The organism is Sphaerisporangium sp. TRM90804, from assembly GCF_029846175.1.
Taxonomy (GTDB): Bacteria; Actinomycetota; Actinomycetes; order Streptosporangiales; family Streptosporangiaceae; genus Sphaerisporangium.
The window spans coordinates 64,803-82,653 of sequence record NZ_JARWAC010000011.1 but is presented as its reverse complement, the minus strand read 5'-3'; the positions used below and the strand labels follow the sequence as shown (position 1 = coordinate 82,653).

Here is a 17,851-nt window from a genome sequence, read left to right as displayed (position 1 = left end):
GTTCACGTTGGTGACATCCGTTCCCGGCCACGACACCGAGACCGGCGGCAGGCGCGTCGCCGAGCTCGGGCTCGTCGGCGTGGCCCTTGCCTTCGGTCTTACCTTCACGTTGATCCAGGACGCGATCCGGGACCTGCCGCCCTGGTCGTTCATCGCCTTCCGCTTCCTCCTGGCGGCGAGTGTGCTGCTGCTCCCGTACGGGCGCGGGATCCGGCGGCTGCCGGCGGCGGGGTGGCGGGCCGGCCTGGTGCTCGGGCTGCTGCTCATCAGCGGGTACGCGTTCCAGACCATCGGACTGCTGTACACGACCGCTTCGAACGCGGGGTTCATCACCGGCCTCTACGTCGTGTTCACCCCCGTACTGGCCTGGCTGTTCCTCCGCCAGGAGATCAGCGGCTGGGTATGGGGCTGCATCGCGATGGCGGCGCTCGGCCTTCTGCTGCTGTCCGGGTTCGGCGGGGCTTGGAATCCCCTCGGCGACGCGCTGATGCTGGGGTGCAGCCTCTCCTTCGCGCTGCACATCATCGTGACGGACCGGGCGATTCGTAGCTTTCCGGTGGGGCCCCTGGTGGCGCTGCAACTCGGCGTCTGCGGGCTGGCCGCCCTCGTGGTGGCCACCGCCACCGGCGATCTCGCGGTGCCCAGGGGGTCGACGGTGTGGGGGGCTCTCGCCTTCACGGCGATCGTCGCCAGCGCCGTCGCCTACTTCATCCAGTCGTACGCGCAGCGACGCACCTCTCCCGTCCGAGCGTCCCTGATCCTCGCCACCGAGCCGGTGTTCGCGGGGATCTTCGGTTACTGGCTCGCCGGTGACCGGCTCCACGCGCTCGGCTGGGCGGGCGCCGCGATCATGCTGGTGGCCGTGCTGCTGGCGGAGGCGAGGGGGGGAATCGGCGCGTTGCCGCGGTTGCGCCCGTGGAGGCGCGGGCTCGTTCCGGGGCCGCGACGGGATCCGGAGCGGACGGGCGGCGGGCGCCTCAGAAGAACGGCGGGAAGGCGTGGCCGCGATGCAGGCGGAGGCGGTTGAGCTGTTGCTGGATGACCTCGCGGACCTGGTCGGTGAGGTTGAAGACCAGCATGGGGTCGTCCGCCTCCTCGGGGTCGAGGGTGTCGGTGCGCACGGGCTCGCCGAGCTCGATCATCCACTTGGACGGCAGCGGCACCAGGCCGAGCGCGCCGAGCCAGGGGAACAGCGGCGTGATCGGGATGTACGGCAGGCCCAGCAGCCGCGCAAGCGTGGGGAAGTCGCCGATCTTGGGGTAGATCTCCTCGGCGCCCACGATGGCGCACGGGATGATGGGCACCTGGGCCCTGATCGCCGAGGCCACGAAGCCGCCCCGGCCGAACCGCTGGAGCTTGTAGCGGTCGGTGAACGGCTTGCCGACGCCCTTGAAGCCCTCGGGGAAGACGCCCACCAGCTCGCCCTTGCGCATCAGGCGGTCGGCGTCCTCGGGGCAGGCCAGCGTGTGGCCGGACTTGCGGGACAGGTGCCCGAGCAGCGGGAGCTGGTAGACCAGGTCGGCGCCGAGCAGCCGCAGCGGGCGGTGGGCCGGATGCTCGTCGTGCAACGCGACCTGGAGCATGAGGGCGTCCAGCGGCACGGTGCCCGAATGGTTGGACACCACGAGCGCCCCCGACTCCGCGGGAACGTGTTCCAGACCGGTGGTCTCGACCCGGAACCAGTGCCGGTAGAGCGGGCGGATCAACTCCATCAGCACCTTGTCGTTGAGCTCGGGGTCGAACCCGAACTCGTCGACCTCGTACTCCCCGGCCAGCCGGCGGCGCAGGAACGCCGCCGCCTCGGCCAGGCGGTCCTCCAGCGTTCGTGACCCGGCGCCGGGCCTCGCGCGGCCGCGCGCCGCCGTGATGGGGATCACCTGGGCGTCCCCGGGCTCCTCGTCGCGCAAGCCGCGCGATGTGTCTGATCGATTCACCGTCTCACGCCCCCGCCGAGCACTGTCGACATCCAGTCGATCACAGAGAGTGGCGTACCGGCAAACATGCCACGCGAGTGGAGGAAATCGTCGAACGCGGTCGCGGTGGAGAACTTGGGCCGCCAGTCGAGCTCGACGGCGAGCCGCCCGGCGTCGACGGCCCGACCGTAGACCATCAGGGCGAGCTGCTCGGGTGAGAAGTCGACGCGGCCGAGGCCGCGGGCGAGGTCGCCGAGCATGCGGAAGGTGAGGGAGGGGACCGGGACCGCCGGGCGGCCGCTCCTGCGCACGCACTGCGAGAGCAGCAGCACCCCCTCGCCGGTGACGTTGAAGGTGCCGGGGTGGTCCTCCAGCGCCATGCGGCGCAGGACCTCCACGCCGTCGTCCTCGTGGACGAACTGCAGGCGCGGGTCGAACCCGAGCACGGTGGGCACCACCGGCTGGGAGAAGTAGCGGGTCAGCGGGGAGTCGACGCCGGGGCCCATGAAGTTCACGAAGCGCAGCGTCGAGACGCTGACGTCGGGCCGCCGCCTGGCGAACCCCCGGACGTAGGCCTCGACCTCGGTGGCGTCCTTGGCGTAGCCGGAGCTCGCCACCTCGACGGGCTCGGCCTCCTCGGTGAAGACCGCCGGGTCGTGGGAGGACGACCCGTACACCGCCGTCGTCGAGCGGACCACCACCCTGCGCACCGTCGCCGACCGCTGGCAGGCCGCCAGCAGCTGCATGGTGCCGATGAGGTTGTGCTCCTTCATCGAGGAGCGGCCCGCGTTCTTCGATGGGGCGGTGACCAGGCTCATGTGCACGACCGTGTCGACGTCGGCGGCCGCGATCACCCGTGCGATGTCGGGGCTGCGCAGATCGACCCGGACGAACTCGGTGCGGCCGAGCGCGACGCCGGCGCCGCCTCGCGCGAGCGAGGGCGGCGGCACGGTGTCCACCCCGATGACCCGGCCGATGTCCGGGTCAGCCGCGAGGACGCTCGCCACCCGGGCACCTATGTGGCGTGAGACCCCGGTGACGAGCACGGTGTGTGTCATCGGAGCCTCGCAGGATCACATGGGTGGGTGGAGCCGGTTCGGGGTGCACACATGGGTCGTGGTCCCCTCGTACCCGGCCCGCCGCTCTGCGTCGTCGGTCGGCGCGCTACTTCTTGTTACGCCGCTGGATGCGGGTCTTCTTCAGAAGCTTGCGGTGCTTCTTCTTGGCCATGCGCTTACGACGCTTCTTGATCACAGAGCCCACGGGACCCCCAGGTGAAGGTAGGTGTTGGTCGACGACGGCGTGCGTCGGACGGCGAGGTGTCGTCCCGTCGGCTCGGGCGCGCCGTGGGGACGGCACGCCGCGGGCGTGGGAACGGCGACTCGCCGAGAAGCACACCGGTCCAACAGCCTACCGGCGATTCACGGTCGATCGCTCCCGGGGGGAACCCGCGTGGCCCGCCGAGGGGTCGCGCCCCTCGGCCGGCGACGGCGCGGGCGGCCGGCCGCCCACCCCGTTTCCGGTCGCGCTCCTGCTCCGGCGGAGGGTGCGCTCGTCGTCGAGCGGTCTCCGCGCGCGACCGGCGATGTCGCTACCGGTCCGTTCAACCCGCTTCGATGAACGCGTCCCTGAGGTAGTCGTGCACCGCCTGCTCGGGCACTCTGAAGGAACGACCGACCCGGATGGCCGGCAGCTCACCTGAGTGGACGAGCCGGTACACCGTCATCTTGGACACCCGCATGACGGTGGCGACCTCTGCCACCGTCAGGAACTTCACCTCGCTGAGAGGTCTTTCGCCTGCACCCATCGGACGCCTCTTCCGCACGTGTTTCCGGGTTATCCCCACTGGTGCCATTGCTCACGCACGTGTACTGCTGTCAGCGTAGAACGCGACTCCGATCGCGCAAACCCCCTATTCCATCAGCACGCGGAGACGCCTGCCACCGGAATCGGAAAAGTCGCTGGCCAGCCGCCTGCCGACGCCAACTCCGATCTTGTACACGGTCCAACTTGTGTCCCATTAGAGTCGCTCAGGATCACAAAAAAGTTGGCAAACGGTCGACGCCCTGGTCCGAATACCCGGAACTAACCCGGGTTATGGGCGAACCGGATCGGCGACACCCGCCTCACAGGCCACTCAGGACCCGTGAGACCAGGTAGCGGGTCATCGGTGCGTAGTGGCGTGGTAGCACGTTGTCATCGAGGGGGACGGTCACCGCGATCTTGCCCTCGGCCTCGCCGACGAACAGCGCGGGGTCGTTGCTGTCGGCGAAACCGACGGTCTCCACCCCCGCCTCCCCGGCGGCGCCGGCCCAGCCGTGGTCGGCGATGACCAGATCGGGCGCGCCCTCGCCGCGGGCCGACAGCTCCGCGAGCATCGCCTGCATCGGGGCGGCGTCGTGGGTGTGGACGAGGGCGCCTCCGTCGTCCAGCATCGCCACGTCGTCCACGTAGCGGATCCGGCGCTTGCGGCCGAGGCCCTTGCTCGCGAACGCGCGCTGCTCGCCCGGGCTCAGGAGCGTGGCGCCGCGCTCGTTGGCGAGCCGCGCGAGCGCCAGGTGCGTGGTGAGCAGCCCGGTGGGGTGACCGGTGGCGACGAGGACGCGGGGGTCGTCGCGCCCGAGCACGGCGGCGACGCGGTCGGCCATCGCGTCGAGCGCGTCGATGGTGCGGTCGGGGTCGATGGTGTCCTGCCCGGAGCGGTGACCCGGATCGGCGACCACGCCGGCGGACTTCGCCATCAGGGCGAGGATGTCGCGGTAGGACCACTCGCCTTCCAGGGTGAGCCCGAACATGTAGTGGGGGTCGCGCGCGGCGAGCGATCGGTAGTGGTCGAGGTTGTTCTCCCGGCTGGTGGCCACGTCCCCGGCGATCTTCGTCCGGATCAGATGGTCCCTCAGCTCTTCCCGCGAAGGCGCGGTCGCGGTGTTCATCGTTCACTCCAATACACGGGTCGCGTGCGGTCGTCATGGTGCCGGACCCGGCGCGGCACCCCCGGAGAGGCTCGGGGTCAGGGCTGTGGGTCGAGCCCGTGAAAAGGGAAGATCGCCTGCCGTGTCGCCATGATCGCCCGGTCCACGGCGTCCCCTGGGTCGTAACCACCGGAGATATCCCGGAATTCCGCGTCACGCCCATCGGTCATGGTCAACGGGGGCGCCTCACCGGTGCGGTCTCGGGCGAATCCGCGCCAGCTCTGCGGCGTCGGCGTGGCCGGTTCGACCGGGTCGCCCGCCGCCTCGGCGATCAGGTGGGTCCACGCGCGCGGCACCACCTGGACCAGCTCGTACCCGCCGCCCCCGGTGGCCAGCCAACGGCCGTTCGCCGTCTCGTGGGCGAGCGTGTGCAGCGCCGCGTACGCCCGCCGCTGGCCGTCCAGGCTCAGCATGAGGTGCGCCAGCGGGTCGAGCGCGTGGCTGTCGCAGCCGTGCTGGGTGACGAGCACCTCGGGCTCGAACGCGCGCAGCAGAGGCGGCACCACCGCGTGGAAGGCGCGCAGCCAGCCCGCGTCGGGGCACCCGGCCGGGAGCGCCACGTTGACGGCCGTGCCCTCCGCGCCTGACTCGCCGGGCAGGCCCGTGCCGGGGAACAGCGTGCGCGGGCTCTCGTGCAGGCTGATCGTGAGGACGCGCGGGTCGTCGTAGAAGGCCGCCTGGACGCCGTCCCCGTGGTGGACGTCCACGTCGACGTAGGCGACGCGCTTCGCGCCCTGGGCGAGCATCCACGCGATGGCGATCGCCGGGTCGTTGTACACGCAGAACCCGCTCGCCATGCCGGGCATGGCGTGGTGCAGCCCGCCCGCCACGTTGAGCGCGTGCTCGGCCTCGCCGTTCCACACGGCGCGGGCGGCGGCGAGCGTCGCGCCCGCCACCAGCGCGGACGCCTCGTGCACGCCGGCGAAGGCGGGGTTGTCGGAGGTGCCCAGGCCGTAGGCCAGGTCGGGGGCGCCGGCGAGCGAGACGCGCTTGACCGCCTCCACGTAGCCGCGCTCGTGGACCAGCGCGAGCTCGTCGTCGGTCGCGGGGTCGCAGCCGGTCATCTCGACCTTGTCGAGCACCCCGAGGTCGCGGGCCAGCGCCATGGTCAGCTCGACCCTGACGGGCGCGAGCGGATGGCCGGGCCCGAAGTCGTAGGAGATCAGCTTGTCGTCCCAGACGACCCGCACGGACCGGCTCACACGCTCACCTCGCGTACGGCTTGCGGGTGCGCGATCACCGGCTCGCCACGCTCCCTCATGATTCCGACCGTACCGCACGTGTTTCGATCACCCGTAGACCCCGGTGGCCTGCCTGAGGTTCGACGGGGGCGTGCGGGGCGGCTCACTCCGCGCGCAGCGCGATGACGGGGTCCAGGGCGGCCGCCCTGCGAGCCGGGGCGACGCCGAAGAAGACCCCGACCGCCGCCGAGACGCCGAACGCCAGGGCGATGGACCACCAGGTGATGGCGGCGGGCACCGGCGACAGCGCCTCGATCAGCAGCGAGCCGCCGACGCCCAGCAGGATGCCGAGCACGCCGCCGATCGTCGTGAGCAGCACCGCCTCGATGAGGAACTGCCTGAGCACGTCCCCGCCGCGGGCGCCGAGCGCCTTGCGCAGGCCGATCTCGCGGGTGCGCTCGCGCACGCTCACCAGCATGATGTTCGACACCCCGACCCCGCCGACGAGCAGCGAGATGCCCGCGATGGCCGCCAGCACGCCGGTGAGCATGCCGAGGACGCTGCCGATCGTCCCGAGGAGCTGGGTCTGGGTCACGGCGCTGAACCGCTCACCGGGATAACGGCCGCTGAGGCCCTGGAGCACCCGCTGGCGCAGCGGCTCGATCTCGTCGGGCCCGGAGGCGCCGACCGCGATGCCGTTGATGCGCGACAGCCCGACCAGCCGCTGGGCCGTCGTCACGGGGATGTGCACCTCCTGGTCGCGGGCGACGCCGAACGTGGCCCCGACCGGCTCGTACAGCCCGACGACGCGGAAGCGCACACCCGCGATCGTGGCCTGGCGGCCGATCGGGTCGACGTCGCCGAACAGCTTGTCGGCCACCTCCGACCCGAGCACGGCGACCCGCCGCCGCGTGTCCACGTCGGTGGCGCTGAGGTAGCGGCCCCGCCGCAGCGGCCGTTCGAAGATGTTGGGCAGGTTCTCGTCGGTGCCGGTGATCGTGGCGAAGACCTCGTTGCGGCCCACCCGCACCGACTCGCCGGAGTTGACCGCGACGGTGACCTTGCCGGGGTCGCCGACCACGCGGCGCACGAACGCGACGTCGCCGAGGTCCAGGCGGCTCTGGGTGGGCGCCGCCCCCAGCCCGACCTGGCCGGGGACGACCAGGATGATGTTGCTGCCGAGCCCGGCGATCTCGCCCTCGATCGCCTCCTTGGCCCCGGTGCCGATGGCCACCAGGACCACGACGGCCGACACGCCGATCACGACGCCGAACATGGTGAGCGCGCTGCGCAGCCGGTTGACGCGCAGGGCCTCCAGCGCCATGCGCAGCGCCTCGGCGCCCTTCATCGCGGCTCCCCGGTGTCGGCGTCGACCCGGCCGTCGCGCACGTTGATCCTGCGCCGCGCCCGGCCGGCGACCTCGGGCTCGTGGGTGACCAGGACGACCGCCACCCCGGCGTCGGCGTTGAGGCGCGACAGGATGCCCATGACCTCCTCGCCGTTGCGCGTGTCGAGGTTGCCGGTCGGCTCGTCGGCCAGGACGACCTTCGGGTCGCCGACCAGCGCGCGGGCGATGGCGACCCGCTGCTGCTCGCCTCCCGACATCTGGGAGGGCCGGTGGTCCAGCCGGTGCGCGAGCCCGACGGCCTCGAGCGCCGCCCTGGCCCGCTCGCGCCGCTCGGCCCTGCCGACGCCCCGGTACACCAGGGGAAGCGCCACGTTGTCCAGGGCCGAGGTGCGGCCGAGCAGGTGGAAGGACTGGAACACGAAGCCCACGACCCGGTTGCGCAGCTCCGCGAGGCCGCCGTCGTCCAGCGTGGAGACGTCGACGCCGTTGACGCGCAGCGTGCCCGCGGTGGGCCGGTCGAGGCAGCCCAGCAGGTGCATCAGCGTCGACTTGCCCGACCCGGAGGGGCCGACGATGGCGACGAACTCGCCCGGCTCGATGCGCAGGCTCACCCCGCGCAGAGCGTCGACCGTGACGCCTTCGAGCCGATACGACCGCGCCAGGTCCACGGCCTCGAAGGCCGCGACGCCATCGGCCCGCTGCGGCGTCGCGGGGCCCGCCGGCGGTCCGGGGCTCACTCCGGCCCCGCCGTCGTCTCTCACGGGGGCTGGGGCCCGTCTCGCGGGCGTCCCCGGGGCCGCGCCGGGCCCCGCCGCGCCCGTCGCGGGCGCCGTGCCTTCGGGGACGGTCATCCGGTCAGGTTCTGGCCGGGCCGCACGGTGTCGGCGCCCTTGACCACGACCCGCTCGCCCACCGACAGCCCCCGCGTCACCTCGACGGCGGCGTCGCCCTGGGCGCCCAGCCTGATGACCCGGCGCTCGGCCGTGCCGTCGCGGCGGACCACCCACACCACCGTCTCGGCACCGCTGGAGGCGGGCACCGCCACCGCGTCGGGCGACTCGCGCACGGTCAGCCGGACGACGGCGCTCATGCCGGGCTTCGGGACGGGGGCCTCGCCGCCGTCGTCGTACAGGCCGTCGCCGAGGGTGAGCCGCACGGGATAGCTGACGCCGCCGGTGGTGCCCTCCTTGGGGGTGACGCCGACGCCGGTCACCCGGGCGCGGTAGGAGGCCCCGGTGACCGCGTCGATCTCGGCCTCGGCCTTCACCCCGCGGGTGACCAGCAGCACGTCGGTCTCGTCCACGTCGGCGGAGAGCGTCAGCTCCGACACGTCCGTGACGGTCACCACGGCGTCCCCGGCCGCGACCGGCACGCCCGTCGCGATGGGGCCCGTCGAGGTGGGCGCCCCGGCGCCGGACGGCCCGGTGGCCGCGCCCGCCTGCCCCGCCAGGCCGGCGGGCAGCCCGCCGAGCAGAGCGCCCAGGCCCGGCGCCGCGCCGCCCGCCGGCCCGCCCAGCGTGACGATCCCGTCGAACGGAGCCTTGATCACCAGCCCGTCGACCGTGGACTCGGCGGCGCGCACCGCGACCCCGGCCTGGGTCGCCGAGGCGGCCTGCAGGGAGGACATGGAGGACGCCAGCCCGCCGAGTCCCGCGCCGATCTGACCGGTGACCTGGGCGAGCACCTGGTTGAGCGACCGGGTGAGGCTCTGGGTGATCTTGTTGAGCTCGGCCCGCTGGGCGCGATGCCGCGCGGCGGCGGAGTCGATCGCGGCGAGGAGCCGCTGCCTGACCCGCCGGTCGCCGACCTTCCTGGCCGCCGAGCGCGCGTCGGCGAAGCCCCGCGCGGCCTTCCTGTCGAGGGACGAGGCCGGGCTCAGGCCCGCCAGCCGGATGCTCGGCGCCGCGACCGCGCCGCCGAGCCGCACCGGGCGTGACGCCTGCTTCTGGGCCTTGCGCGCCTGCTTGAGCTGCTCCTTCGCCTGCGGGGAGCCGATCCGGGCGAGGATCTGCCCCTTGTCGACGCTGTCGCCGTCCCGCACGTAGAGCTTGGTCACCGTGCCCGCCGCCGGGGAGCGCAGCGTGGCCGTGGCCCGGGCGCCCACGGTGGCCGGGGCCTCGACGACCTCGCTGACCGGGGCGCGCCCGGCCGCGACGATCTGCACGGCGGGGGTCTCGTCACCCGTGCAGGACGCCAGCAGCAACGTCAGCCCGAGGAGAAGCGGGGGGATACCGCGACGAATCGTCACCCGGCCCATCGTAGGAGGGCAGGGTCCCGCCCGCTCTGGAACCCCTGCCTGTAGGCGAGGACGGCCCTCCGGCCCGTGGTGGAGGCGGCCCTCGGCCCGCTACGGGGCGGACGGGACGCGGCGCAGGCCGCGGATGGCGGGGATCGCCAGCATGGCGGTGCAGCACACGACCGCGACGACGGAGGAGACCGCGAGCACCTCACGCGCGCCGAACACCAGCGCCACCGGCCCGGCGAGGGCCTGGCCGACGGGCACGGCCATGACCGATCCGGCCACCTCGTAGGCGTGGACGCGGTTCAGCACCTCGGGCGGCACCTGGGTCTGGACGCTGGTCATCCACATCACCCCCCAGAAGGCATAGCCCGTCCCCGCGAACAGGTGGGCCGCCATCATCGGCGCCAGCGGCAGGTCGAGCGTGATCGACAGCGGCTGCAGGGCGAACAGGAACATCACCGCGGCGCCCGCGGCCAGCGGCCGGGACGGCTTGACCCTCATCGCCAGGATGCCGCCGGCGATCGTGCCCGCGCCGAAGGCCGAGGTGACGAACCCGTAGCCCGTGGCCCGGTGGGAGGCGCTGACCAGCTCGACCCCCAGCGGCAGCACGGGGCCGAAGACGGCGATCCCCATGACGGCCCAGACGACGATCACCCCCCACATCCAGGGGCGCGAGCTGAACTCGCGCCAGCCCTCGTGCAGGTTCGTCCAGATGGAGCCCCCGCCTGCGCCGCGGGCCACGGGCGCGAGGCGCAGGAGCGACAGGCACAGCGCGCTGACGCCGAACCCGGCCGCGTCGACGAGGAACACCAGGCCCACGTCGGCGAACGCGACCAGGAGGCCGGCGATCGAGGGGCCGAGCAGGAGCATCAGCGACTCGGACGTCCGCTGCGTCGCCACCGCGCGCTGCACGTCGGAGGCGATCCTCGGGACCAGGCTGGCCAGGCCCGGCTGGAACATCGCGGCGGCCGTGCCGTTCACCGCGGAGATCACCAGGAGCTGCCAGAGCGCGGGGGTGCCGGTGAGGAAGAGCACCGCCGTCAGCGTCTGGGAGAGCACGCGGACGGTGTCGGCGCCCACCATCATCCGCCGCGGCCCGAACCGGTCGGCGAGCACGCCGCCGAACAGCACCAGCAGGGCCATCGGAGCCAGCGAGGCCGCGAGGGTGAAGCCCACGCCGCTGGCCCCGTACCCGGCCTGCAGGACGCCGAGCGACATCGCCACCGGCACCATGGCCGTGCCGAGCGTCGAGACCGACCGGGCGGCGAAGAACAGCCGGAAGTCCCGTGTCCAGACGGCCGGCCCCGCCGCGGGCCGCCCCGGCTCCGGCTCCGGCCCGACGCGGCCAGGCCCGGCCCGTTCCGCCTCTCGCTCCGGCGAGACCCCCGGGTACGGCTGCCCCACCGGCTGTAGGTCGTCGGCCACGGATACCCCCATGTCCCCGTGCCGGCGCGGGCGTCCCACCTGCGAAGGAAGCCGCGCCTTACTGGAAAGTTTCCTGACCATTAAAGGGCACGGCGACGACCGGATCCCCCCGGCCCCGCCCGGCACCGGCCGACGGGGGGAGGTCCGTCCCGCGTGCGGCGGCTGGGCGGACGGTCAGCCCGAGGCGAGCTCGCGGCTGCGGTCGCGCGCGGCCTCGATGGCGGCGAGGAAGGCGGCACGCACGCTGTGCCGCTCCAGCTCGGCGATGGCGGAGATGGTGGTGCCGCCGGGCGAGGTGACGGCCTCGCGCAGGATCACGGGGTGCTCGCCGGAGTCGCGCAGCATGATGGCGGCGCCGACGATCGACTGGGTGACCATGTCGAGCGCGGCCGCGCGCGGCATGCCGAGCAGGATGCCGGCGTCCACCATGGCCTCGACCAGGTAGAAGAAGTAGGCCGGGCCGCTGCCCGACAGGGCCGTCGCGGCGTCCTGCTGGGACTCGGGGATGCGCAGCACCTTGCCGACCGGCGCGAGCAGCTCTTCGGTCTGCTTGAGGTGCTCCTCGGAGGCGTGGGCGCCCGCGGAGATGACGCTCATGGCCTCGTCGACCAGAACCGGGGTGTTGGACATGACGCGGACCACCGGGACGTCCACGCCCAGGCGCGCCTCGACGAACGACGTCGTGATGCCCGCCGCCACCGACACCACCAGGCGCCCGGCCGGGACGTGGCCGGCGATCTCGTCGAGCAGGGCCGCCATGTCCTGCGGCTTGACCGCGAGGATCAGCGTGTCGGCGGTCTCGGCGGCCTCGTTGTTGGACACCACCCGCACCCCGTGGCGGTCGCGGAGGGCCTGCGCGCGCTCCTCGCGCCGCGCGGTGGCCATGATGCCGCCCGGCTCCACGCCGGCCCGCAGCAGCCCCGACAGCAGGGCCTCGCCCATCTTGCCGGTTCCCAGAATCGCGATCATCTCAGGGGCACCTCGGGTAGGAGTCGGGAGACATGCGCAGCCTACCGACTTCCCACCGGCCGGTTCCCGTGCGGAGTCAGGCCCGGCGGCCGATGAGCGACCGCGTGAGGAGGGGCAGGTGAGAGGGGCGCTCGGCCAGATCGCGCACCAGGTGGCCGTACCAGCCGGGCCCGAACGGGACGCGCACCCGCACGCGTGCGGCGGGCCCGGCCAGCCTGCGCTGGGCGGGCGTGCGCACGCCGTACGCCACCAGGTACTCGAAGCCGTCGGGCTCGCGCTCGTTCAGGACGGCCAGCGCCGCGGCGACCTCGATGAGCCGCCGGTCGTGCGTGGCCACCGTGGGGTGGCCCTGGCCGGCCATGAGCACCTTGAGGCATCGCACGTACGAGCGGTCGACGTCGCCGGCGTCGGCGTAGGCGGCGGGGTCGTCGTCGCCGGCCGGGCCCCGGCTCAGCCGCACCCGCGCCGAGGCCAGCGACCGGCAGTGCTCGACGGCCTGGCGCAGGCTCGACGGGATGACGACGCCGGTGGCGGGATGCTCGGTGCGCAGCCCGGCGTGCAGCGCGAGGGCGGCTTCGGAGTGCGCGGGGCGTTCCATGTCGAGCGTGACGGTGGCGCCGGCGTCGTCGGCGGCGCGGCAGACGCGCGCGGCGTTCTCCCGGGCGACCTTCTCGCCGAGGTGGAGCCCCATGGCGGGCAGCCGCACGGTGATGTCGGCCCCCTTCGCCACGCCGCGCCGCACCAGGGCGTCGAGGACCGCCAGGTGCGCCTCGACGGCGCGGACGGCGTGGCCGGGGGCGTGGACCTCCTCGCCGAGGTGGTCGAGCGTCACCGGCACGTTGGCGGCGGCGAGCGCGGCGGCGGCCGAGGCGGCGTCCTCGGCGGCGTCGCCGGCGACGTAACGGCCCATCAGCTCGCGTGTCATCCTCGCCGACCTGACGAGGCTCTCGACGCGGTCGCTGCTCGAAGCTGCCAGCAGAACCCGGCGCACCACCATTGGCACCCTTCCCGGCACGGAGACGGTGGGGAGACCTCCAAGCCTACGACCCGGCGGCGCGCCCGACAGGTCGCCGCTCCGAACCCCGGTGAGATCGAATACGTGGAAAGGAGTATGGATATGAGGATGACGACGACGACGGTGCTCGGGACCACGATGCTGCTCCTCGCCGCCGGCTGCGGCGGCGCCTCCACGGGAGCGGACGTCGCCACCCCCGCCCCGCCCGTGGCCACGCAGATCAGCCCGCCCGCGGACGGCGCGCCCCCGGAGGCGGCGCCCGTGCCCTCCCCCGTCCGCCCGAAGCCGGGCATGCGGGCGGTGCGGAAGGTCGAGTGGGACAAGGTGGAGCCCTCCCCCGACGGGCGCACCCTGACGGTCGTCTGGTCTTCGGGCGTGGAGCCGTGCTTCGTGCTCGACCGCGTCGAGGTGGCCGAGACCGCCCGCGAGGTGACCGTGACCCTCTACGAGGGCCGCGAGGGGCCCGCGGACACCGCGTGCATCGCGATCTCCTTCCAGAAGTCCACGACGGTGAAGCTGAAGGCGCCTCTGGGCGACCGGGAGGTGGTGGACGGCGCGAAGGCCTGACCCGGCGGGTCGTCGCCGCCGCGGACCCCCGGCGCGGGGGAACAACGTGCCACGCATTAGGGTTGAGCCCGTTAGACTCAAGTCGCTTGACAAAGACGTCAGCGCTCTCCACCATTGAGTCATCAGGACTCAACTTTGACTACAAGGACGTACTCATGGCACGTGCGGTAGGTATCGACCTTGGGACGACCAACTCCGTCGTCTCGATCCTCGAGGGCGGTGAGCCCACCGTCATCGCCAACGCGCAGGGCTCGCGTACGACGCCTTCCGTGGTGGCCTTCGCCAAGAACGGCGAGAAGCTCGTCGGCGAGGTGGCCAAGCGTCAGGCCGTCACCAACGTCGACCGCACCATCCGCTCGGTCAAGCGGGAGATGGGCACCAACTGGTCGGTCGAGATCGACGGCAAGAAGCTCTCTCCCCAGGAGATCAGCGCCTTCATCCTGCAGAAGCTGAAGGACGACGCCGAGGCCTACCTCGGCGAGAAGATCACCGACGCCGTGATCACCGTCCCCGCGTACTTCAACGACGCCCAGCGGCAGGCCACCAAGGAGGCCGGCACCATCGCGGGCCTCAACGTGCTGCGCATCATCAACGAGCCCACCTCGGCCGCCCTGGCCTACGGGCTCGACAAGGACAAGGACCAGACGATCCTGGTCTTCGACCTCGGCGGCGGCACCTTCGACGTCTCGCTGCTCGACGTCGGCCAGGAGGACGGCCACGGCTTCGTGGAGGTCAAGGCCACCAGCGGTGACAACCACCTCGGCGGCGACGACTGGGACCAGCGGGTCGTGGACGAGCTGGTGACCCGGTTCAAGAACGCCCACGGGGTCGACCTGTCCCGGGACAAGATGGCGCTCCAGCGGCTGCGCGAGGCCGCCGAGAAGGCGAAGATCGAGCTGTCGGCCCAGACCGAGACCTCGATCAACCTGCCCTACATCACCGCCTCCGCCGACGGCCCGCTGCACCTGGAGGAGAAGCTCACCCGCTCGGAGTTCCAGCGCATCACCGCCGACCTCCTTGAGCGGTGCAAGGGCCCGTTCCACCAGGTCATCAAGGACGCCGGCGTCAAGGTGGCCGACATCGCCCACGTGGTGCTGGTCGGCGGCTCCACCCGCATGCCGGCCGTCAGCGAGCTGGTGAAGGAGCTCACGGGCGGCAAGGAGCCCAACAAGGGCGTCAACCCCGACGAGGTCGTCGCCATCGGCGCCGCGCTCCAGGCCGGCGTGCTGAAGGGCGAGGTCAAGGACGTCCTGCTCCTCGACGTCACCCCGCTCAGCCTCGGCATCGAGACCAAGGGCGGCATCTTCACCAAGATCATCGAGCGGAACACCACGATCCCGACCAAGCGGTCGGAGGTCTTCACCACCGCCGAGGACAACCAGCCCTCAGTGCAGATCCAGGTGTTCCAGGGCGAGCGCGAGATCGCTGCCTACAACAAGAAGCTCGCCACCTTCGAGCTCACCGGCATCGCCCCGGCGCCGCGCGGCATCCCGCAGATCGAGGTCACCTTCGACATCGACGCCAACGGCATCGTCAACGTCGGCGCCAAGGACCTCGGCACCGGCAAGGAGCAGTCGATGACCATCACCGGCGGCTCGGCGCTGCCGAAGGACGACATCCAGCGCATGATGCGCGAGGCCGAGTCCTACGCCGAGGACGACAAGAAGCGCCGCGAGGAGGCCGAGACGCGCAACAACGCCGACGCTCTCGCCTACCAGACCGAGAAGTTCCTGCGCGAGAACGACGAGAAGGTCCCGGCCGAGGTCAAGACCGAGGTCGAGGAGTCGCTCGCCGAGCTGAAGAAGACCCTGGAGGGCACCGACTCCTCCGCCATCCGCACCGCGGCCGAGAAGCTCGCCACGGTGAGCCAGAAGATGGGCTCGGCGATCTACGCGCAGTCGCAGGCCTCCGCCGGAGCCGACGGCCCGGCCGACGCCACCGGCGCCCCGAGCGACGCCACCGGCTCCGGCAAGGCCGACGACGACGTCGTCGAGGCCGAGATCGTCGACGACGAGCCGAAGCGGGAGGGCGGTGCCGCGTGACGTCCCCGACCTCAGGGAGCGAGCACGAGGGCCTGGTCATCCGCGACAACCGGCGCATCGACCCCGAGACGGGGCAGGTGCGCGAGGGGGCGGCGAAGGCGGCGGGTGAGCCGTCGCCCGCCGCCCCGGCGGAGCCCGCGGCCGACGACGGCTACGCCGCCGATCTGGCGGCACAGCTCGCCGAACGCACCATGGACCTCCAGCGGCTGCAGGCGGAGTACGCCAACTACCGCAAGCGCGTGGAGCGCGACCGCGTCGTCGTCCGCGAGCAGGCGGTGGCCAACGTGCTCACCGAGATGCTCCCGGTGCTCGACGACATCGGCAGGGCCCGCGACCACGGCGAGCTCACCGGCGGGTTCGCCAAGGTCAGCGAGGCGCTCGAGAGCGCGGTCGGCAAGCTGGGCCTCACCACCTACGGCACCAAGGGCGACGCCTTCGACCCCACGGTGCACGAGGCGCTGATGCACAGCTACTCGGCCGAGGTCACCGAGCCGACCTGCGTGGAGATCCTGCAGCCCGGCTACCGCATCGGCGACCGCGTCCTGCGCCCGGCGCGGGTGGCGGTCGCCGAGCCCGCGGAGTCCTCATCCGAGGCGGGCGAGGCGCCGGCCGAGCCCGAGGAAAATTGACCGACGACACATCCCTTTGGTGGCGAAGGAAGCGATAGATGAGCACCAAGGACTACCTCGAAAAGGACTATTACGCGGTCCTTGGTGTGTCGAAGACCGCCACCCCCGAGGAGATCAAAAAGGCCTACCGCAAGCTGGCCAGGAAGTACCACCCCGACGCCAACCAGGGCAACACCGAGACCGAGGCCAAGTTCAAGCAGGTCTCGGAGGCCTACGACATCCTGTCCGACGTCAAGCGCCGCAAGGAGTACGACGAGGCGCGGACGTTGTTCGGGTCGGGCCTGGGCGGCTTCGCGGGCGCCGGCGCCCAGCGCGGGGGCGCCGGCGGGTTCCCGTTCGAGTTCGGCGACCTGTTCGGCGGCACCGCGCAGGGCGGCACGGGCGAGCGCATCGGCGACCTGTTCGGGGGGCTGTTCAACCGCGGCGGCGGCACCCGCACCTCGGCCACGACCCGTCCCCGCCGGGGGCAGGACATCGAGTCCGAGGTCACCATGTCCTTCAGCGAGTCGGTCGAGGGCACCACGGTGTCCCTGCGGCTGACCAGCTCCTCGGCCTGCGCGGGGTGCAACGGCACCGGCGCCAAGGCCGGCACCACCCCGCGGGTCTGCCCGACCTGCGAGGGCACGGGGGCCGCCAGCCGCAACCTCGGGAACTTCGCATTCTCCGAGCCCTGCCGCGACTGCAAGGGCCGGGGGCTGCTGGTCGACGACCCCTGCCCGGTGTGCGAGGGAAGCGGGCGCGGCAAGAGCACCCGCACGCTGAACGCGCGCATCCCCGCCGGGGTGGCCGACGGGCAGCGCATCCGGCTCAAGGGCAAGGGCGCCCCGGGCGAGAGCGGCGGCCCCGCGGGCGACCTCTACGTACAGATCCACGTGAAACCGCACGCCGTCTTCGGCCGCTCGGGCGACAACCTCACCATCACGGTGCCGGTCACGTTCACCGAGGCGGCGCTGGGCGCCGAGATCCGGGTGCCCACGCTGCACGGCATGCCGGTCACCCTGCGCCTCCCCGAGAGCACCCCTAACGGCCGCACATTCCGCGTGCGGGGGCGGGGTGTCACTCGCAAGGACGGCACCAAGGGTGATCTGCTGGTGACGGTGGAGGTCTCCGTCCCCCAGCACCTGGACGACAAGGCGAAGTCCGCGCTGGAGGAGTTCCGCGCCGTCTCCGACGCGGAGGACCCCCGCGCCGATCTGCTCAAACAGGCCGGTAGCGAGTAACCCGAAGGGAGGCGACGCCGATGGACGCCCACTATTTCGACCTGTCCGACGACACTCCGGTGTACGTCATCTCGGTGGCCGCCCAGCTCTCCGGGCTGCACCCGCAGACCCTGCGGCAGTACGACCGTCTCGGCCTGGTCAGCCCGGGCCGTACGGCCGGCCGCGGCAGGCTCTACTCCACGCGCGACATCGTGATGCTGCGCGAGGTGCAGCGCCTGTCCCAGGAGGAGGGCATCAACCTGGCGGGGATCAAGCGCATCCTGGTCCTGGAGACCGAGAACCTCCGCATGCGCGAGGAGATCGGCCGCCTCAAGGGCGAGATGGCGAT

The 17,851-nt window shown here is 72.4% G+C and carries 17 protein-coding genes and 1 pseudogene; 6 read left to right on the top strand and 12 right to left on the bottom strand.

Going from position 1 to position 17,851, the window contains the following annotated elements; genetic code table 11:
• Nucleotides 1-10 precede the first annotated feature (10 nt).
• A complete protein-coding gene (locus PYR91_RS15200) occupies nucleotides 11-1,027 on the top strand; it encodes a DMT family transporter (RefSeq protein ID WP_279780449.1) in 1,017 nt (338 codons plus the stop codon).
• Here PYR91_RS15200 and PYR91_RS15195 read toward each other — a convergent pair.
• The 12 genes from PYR91_RS15195 to PYR91_RS15140 all read right to left on the bottom strand — a co-directional run bounded on the left by PYR91_RS15195 (nucleotide 978) and on the right by PYR91_RS15140 (nucleotide 13,044).
• Nucleotides 978-1,820: a lysophospholipid acyltransferase family protein gene (locus PYR91_RS15195; RefSeq protein WP_347943188.1), complete on the bottom strand. Its 843-nt coding sequence runs from the start codon at nucleotides 1,818-1,820 to the stop codon at nucleotides 978-980. The genes PYR91_RS15200 and PYR91_RS15195 overlap by 50 nt on opposite strands.
• A 110-nt stretch (nucleotides 1,821-1,930) precedes the next feature.
• A complete protein-coding gene (locus PYR91_RS15190; protein ID WP_279780448.1) occupies nucleotides 1,931-2,971 on the bottom strand; it encodes an NAD-dependent epimerase/dehydratase family protein in 1,041 nt (346 codons plus the stop codon).
• Between the two features lie 106 nt (nucleotides 2,972-3,077).
• On the bottom strand, nucleotides 3,078-3,176 hold the full coding sequence (locus PYR91_RS15185; RefSeq protein WP_018654693.1) for an AURKAIP1/COX24 domain-containing protein: 99 nt from the start codon (nucleotides 3,174-3,176) through the stop codon (nucleotides 3,078-3,080).
• A 340-nt stretch (nucleotides 3,177-3,516) separates the two neighbouring features.
• Nucleotides 3,517-3,720, bottom strand: a complete 204-nt coding sequence (locus PYR91_RS15180) for a helix-turn-helix domain-containing protein (protein ID WP_030456159.1) — start codon at nucleotides 3,718-3,720, stop codon at nucleotides 3,517-3,519.
• A gap of 319 nt (nucleotides 3,721-4,039) precedes the next feature.
• A complete protein-coding gene (locus PYR91_RS15175; RefSeq protein WP_279780447.1) occupies nucleotides 4,040-4,846 on the bottom strand; it encodes a phosphatase in 807 nt (268 codons plus the stop codon).
• A gap of 77 nt (nucleotides 4,847-4,923) precedes the next feature.
• Complete coding sequence (locus PYR91_RS15170; RefSeq protein ID WP_279780446.1) at nucleotides 4,924-6,087, bottom strand: acetoin utilization protein AcuC; 1,164 nt, start codon at nucleotides 6,085-6,087, stop codon at nucleotides 4,924-4,926.
• A 142-nt stretch (nucleotides 6,088-6,229) separates the two neighbouring features.
• Nucleotides 6,230-7,414, bottom strand: a complete 1,185-nt coding sequence (locus PYR91_RS15165; RefSeq protein ID WP_279780445.1) for an ABC transporter permease — start codon at nucleotides 7,412-7,414, stop codon at nucleotides 6,230-6,232.
• Entirely contained in the window at nucleotides 7,411-8,151 is a 741-nt protein-coding gene (locus tag PYR91_RS15160) for an ABC transporter ATP-binding protein (RefSeq protein ID WP_347943140.1), read from the bottom strand. The genes PYR91_RS15165 and PYR91_RS15160 overlap by 4 nt, the downstream gene beginning before the upstream one ends.
• A gap of 110 nt (nucleotides 8,152-8,261) precedes the next feature.
• The gene (locus tag PYR91_RS15155; RefSeq protein WP_279780444.1) at nucleotides 8,262-9,662 is read right to left on the bottom strand and encodes an HlyD family efflux transporter periplasmic adaptor subunit; all 1,401 of its coding nucleotides are present in this window, start codon (nucleotides 9,660-9,662) and stop codon (nucleotides 8,262-8,264) included.
• A gap of 99 nt (nucleotides 9,663-9,761) precedes the next feature.
• Complete coding sequence (locus tag PYR91_RS15150) at nucleotides 9,762-11,081, bottom strand: MFS transporter (protein WP_279780443.1); 1,320 nt, start codon at nucleotides 11,079-11,081, stop codon at nucleotides 9,762-9,764.
• Between the two features lie 174 nt (nucleotides 11,082-11,255).
• A complete protein-coding gene (gene proC, locus PYR91_RS15145; protein ID WP_279780442.1) occupies nucleotides 11,256-12,050 on the bottom strand; it encodes a pyrroline-5-carboxylate reductase in 795 nt (264 codons plus the stop codon).
• 76 nt (nucleotides 12,051-12,126) lie between these two features.
• The gene (locus PYR91_RS15140; protein ID WP_279780441.1) at nucleotides 12,127-13,044 is read right to left on the bottom strand and encodes a proline dehydrogenase; all 918 of its coding nucleotides are present in this window, start codon (nucleotides 13,042-13,044) and stop codon (nucleotides 12,127-12,129) included.
• A 123-nt stretch (nucleotides 13,045-13,167) separates the two neighbouring features.
• Between PYR91_RS15140 and PYR91_RS15135 the strand changes: the two genes are divergently transcribed.
• From PYR91_RS15135 to PYR91_RS15115, 5 genes and pseudogenes are all read left to right on the top strand, one after another.
• The gene (locus tag PYR91_RS15135; RefSeq protein ID WP_279780440.1) at nucleotides 13,168-13,632 is read left to right on the top strand and encodes a hypothetical protein; all 465 of its coding nucleotides are present in this window, start codon (nucleotides 13,168-13,170) and stop codon (nucleotides 13,630-13,632) included.
• 155 nt (nucleotides 13,633-13,787) lie between these two features.
• Nucleotides 13,788-15,674, top strand: a complete 1,887-nt coding sequence (gene dnaK / locus PYR91_RS15130; RefSeq protein WP_279780439.1) for a molecular chaperone DnaK — start codon at nucleotides 13,788-13,790, stop codon at nucleotides 15,672-15,674.
• Nucleotides 15,671-16,303 carry a nucleotide exchange factor GrpE gene (gene grpE / locus PYR91_RS15125; protein WP_279780438.1) on the top strand — a complete coding sequence of 211 codons (633 nt, stop codon included), beginning with the start codon at nucleotides 15,671-15,673 and terminating at the stop codon, nucleotides 16,301-16,303. Before dnaK ends, grpE begins: the two co-directional genes overlap by 4 nt.
• A gap of 38 nt (nucleotides 16,304-16,341) precedes the next feature.
• Complete coding sequence (gene dnaJ / locus PYR91_RS15120; RefSeq protein WP_279780437.1) at nucleotides 16,342-17,523, top strand: molecular chaperone DnaJ; 1,182 nt, start codon at nucleotides 16,342-16,344, stop codon at nucleotides 17,521-17,523.
• 20 nt (nucleotides 17,524-17,543) lie between these two features.
• Nucleotides 17,544-17,825: pseudogene (locus PYR91_RS15115) on the top strand (helix-turn-helix transcriptional regulator); the annotation flags it as partial.
• Nucleotides 17,826-17,851: the final 26 nt, after the last annotated feature.

Excerpts from the sequence above, each read along its gene's own strand:
- PYR91_RS15190 (WP_279780448.1), bottom strand. The coding sequence starts at position 2,971 with ATGACACACACCGTGCTCGTCACCGGGGTCTCACGCCACATAGGTGCC.
- PYR91_RS15180 (WP_030456159.1), bottom strand. The coding sequence starts at position 3,720 with ATGGGTGCAGGCGAAAGACCTCTCAGCGAGGTGAAGTTCCTGACGGTG.
- PYR91_RS15175 (WP_279780447.1), bottom strand. The coding sequence starts at position 4,846 with ATGAACACCGCGACCGCGCCTTCGCGGGAAGAGCTGAGGGACCATCTG.
- PYR91_RS15165 (WP_279780445.1), bottom strand. The coding sequence starts at position 7,414 with ATGAAGGGCGCCGAGGCGCTGCGCATGGCGCTGGAGGCCCTGCGCGTC.
- proC (WP_279780442.1), bottom strand. The coding sequence starts at position 12,050 with ATGATCGCGATTCTGGGAACCGGCAAGATGGGCGAGGCCCTGCTGTCG.
- PYR91_RS15135 (WP_279780440.1), top strand. The coding sequence starts at position 13,168 with ATGAGGATGACGACGACGACGGTGCTCGGGACCACGATGCTGCTCCTC.
- dnaK (WP_279780439.1), top strand. The coding sequence starts at position 13,788 with ATGGCACGTGCGGTAGGTATCGACCTTGGGACGACCAACTCCGTCGTC.
- dnaJ (WP_279780437.1), top strand. The coding sequence starts at position 16,342 with ATGAGCACCAAGGACTACCTCGAAAAGGACTATTACGCGGTCCTTGGT.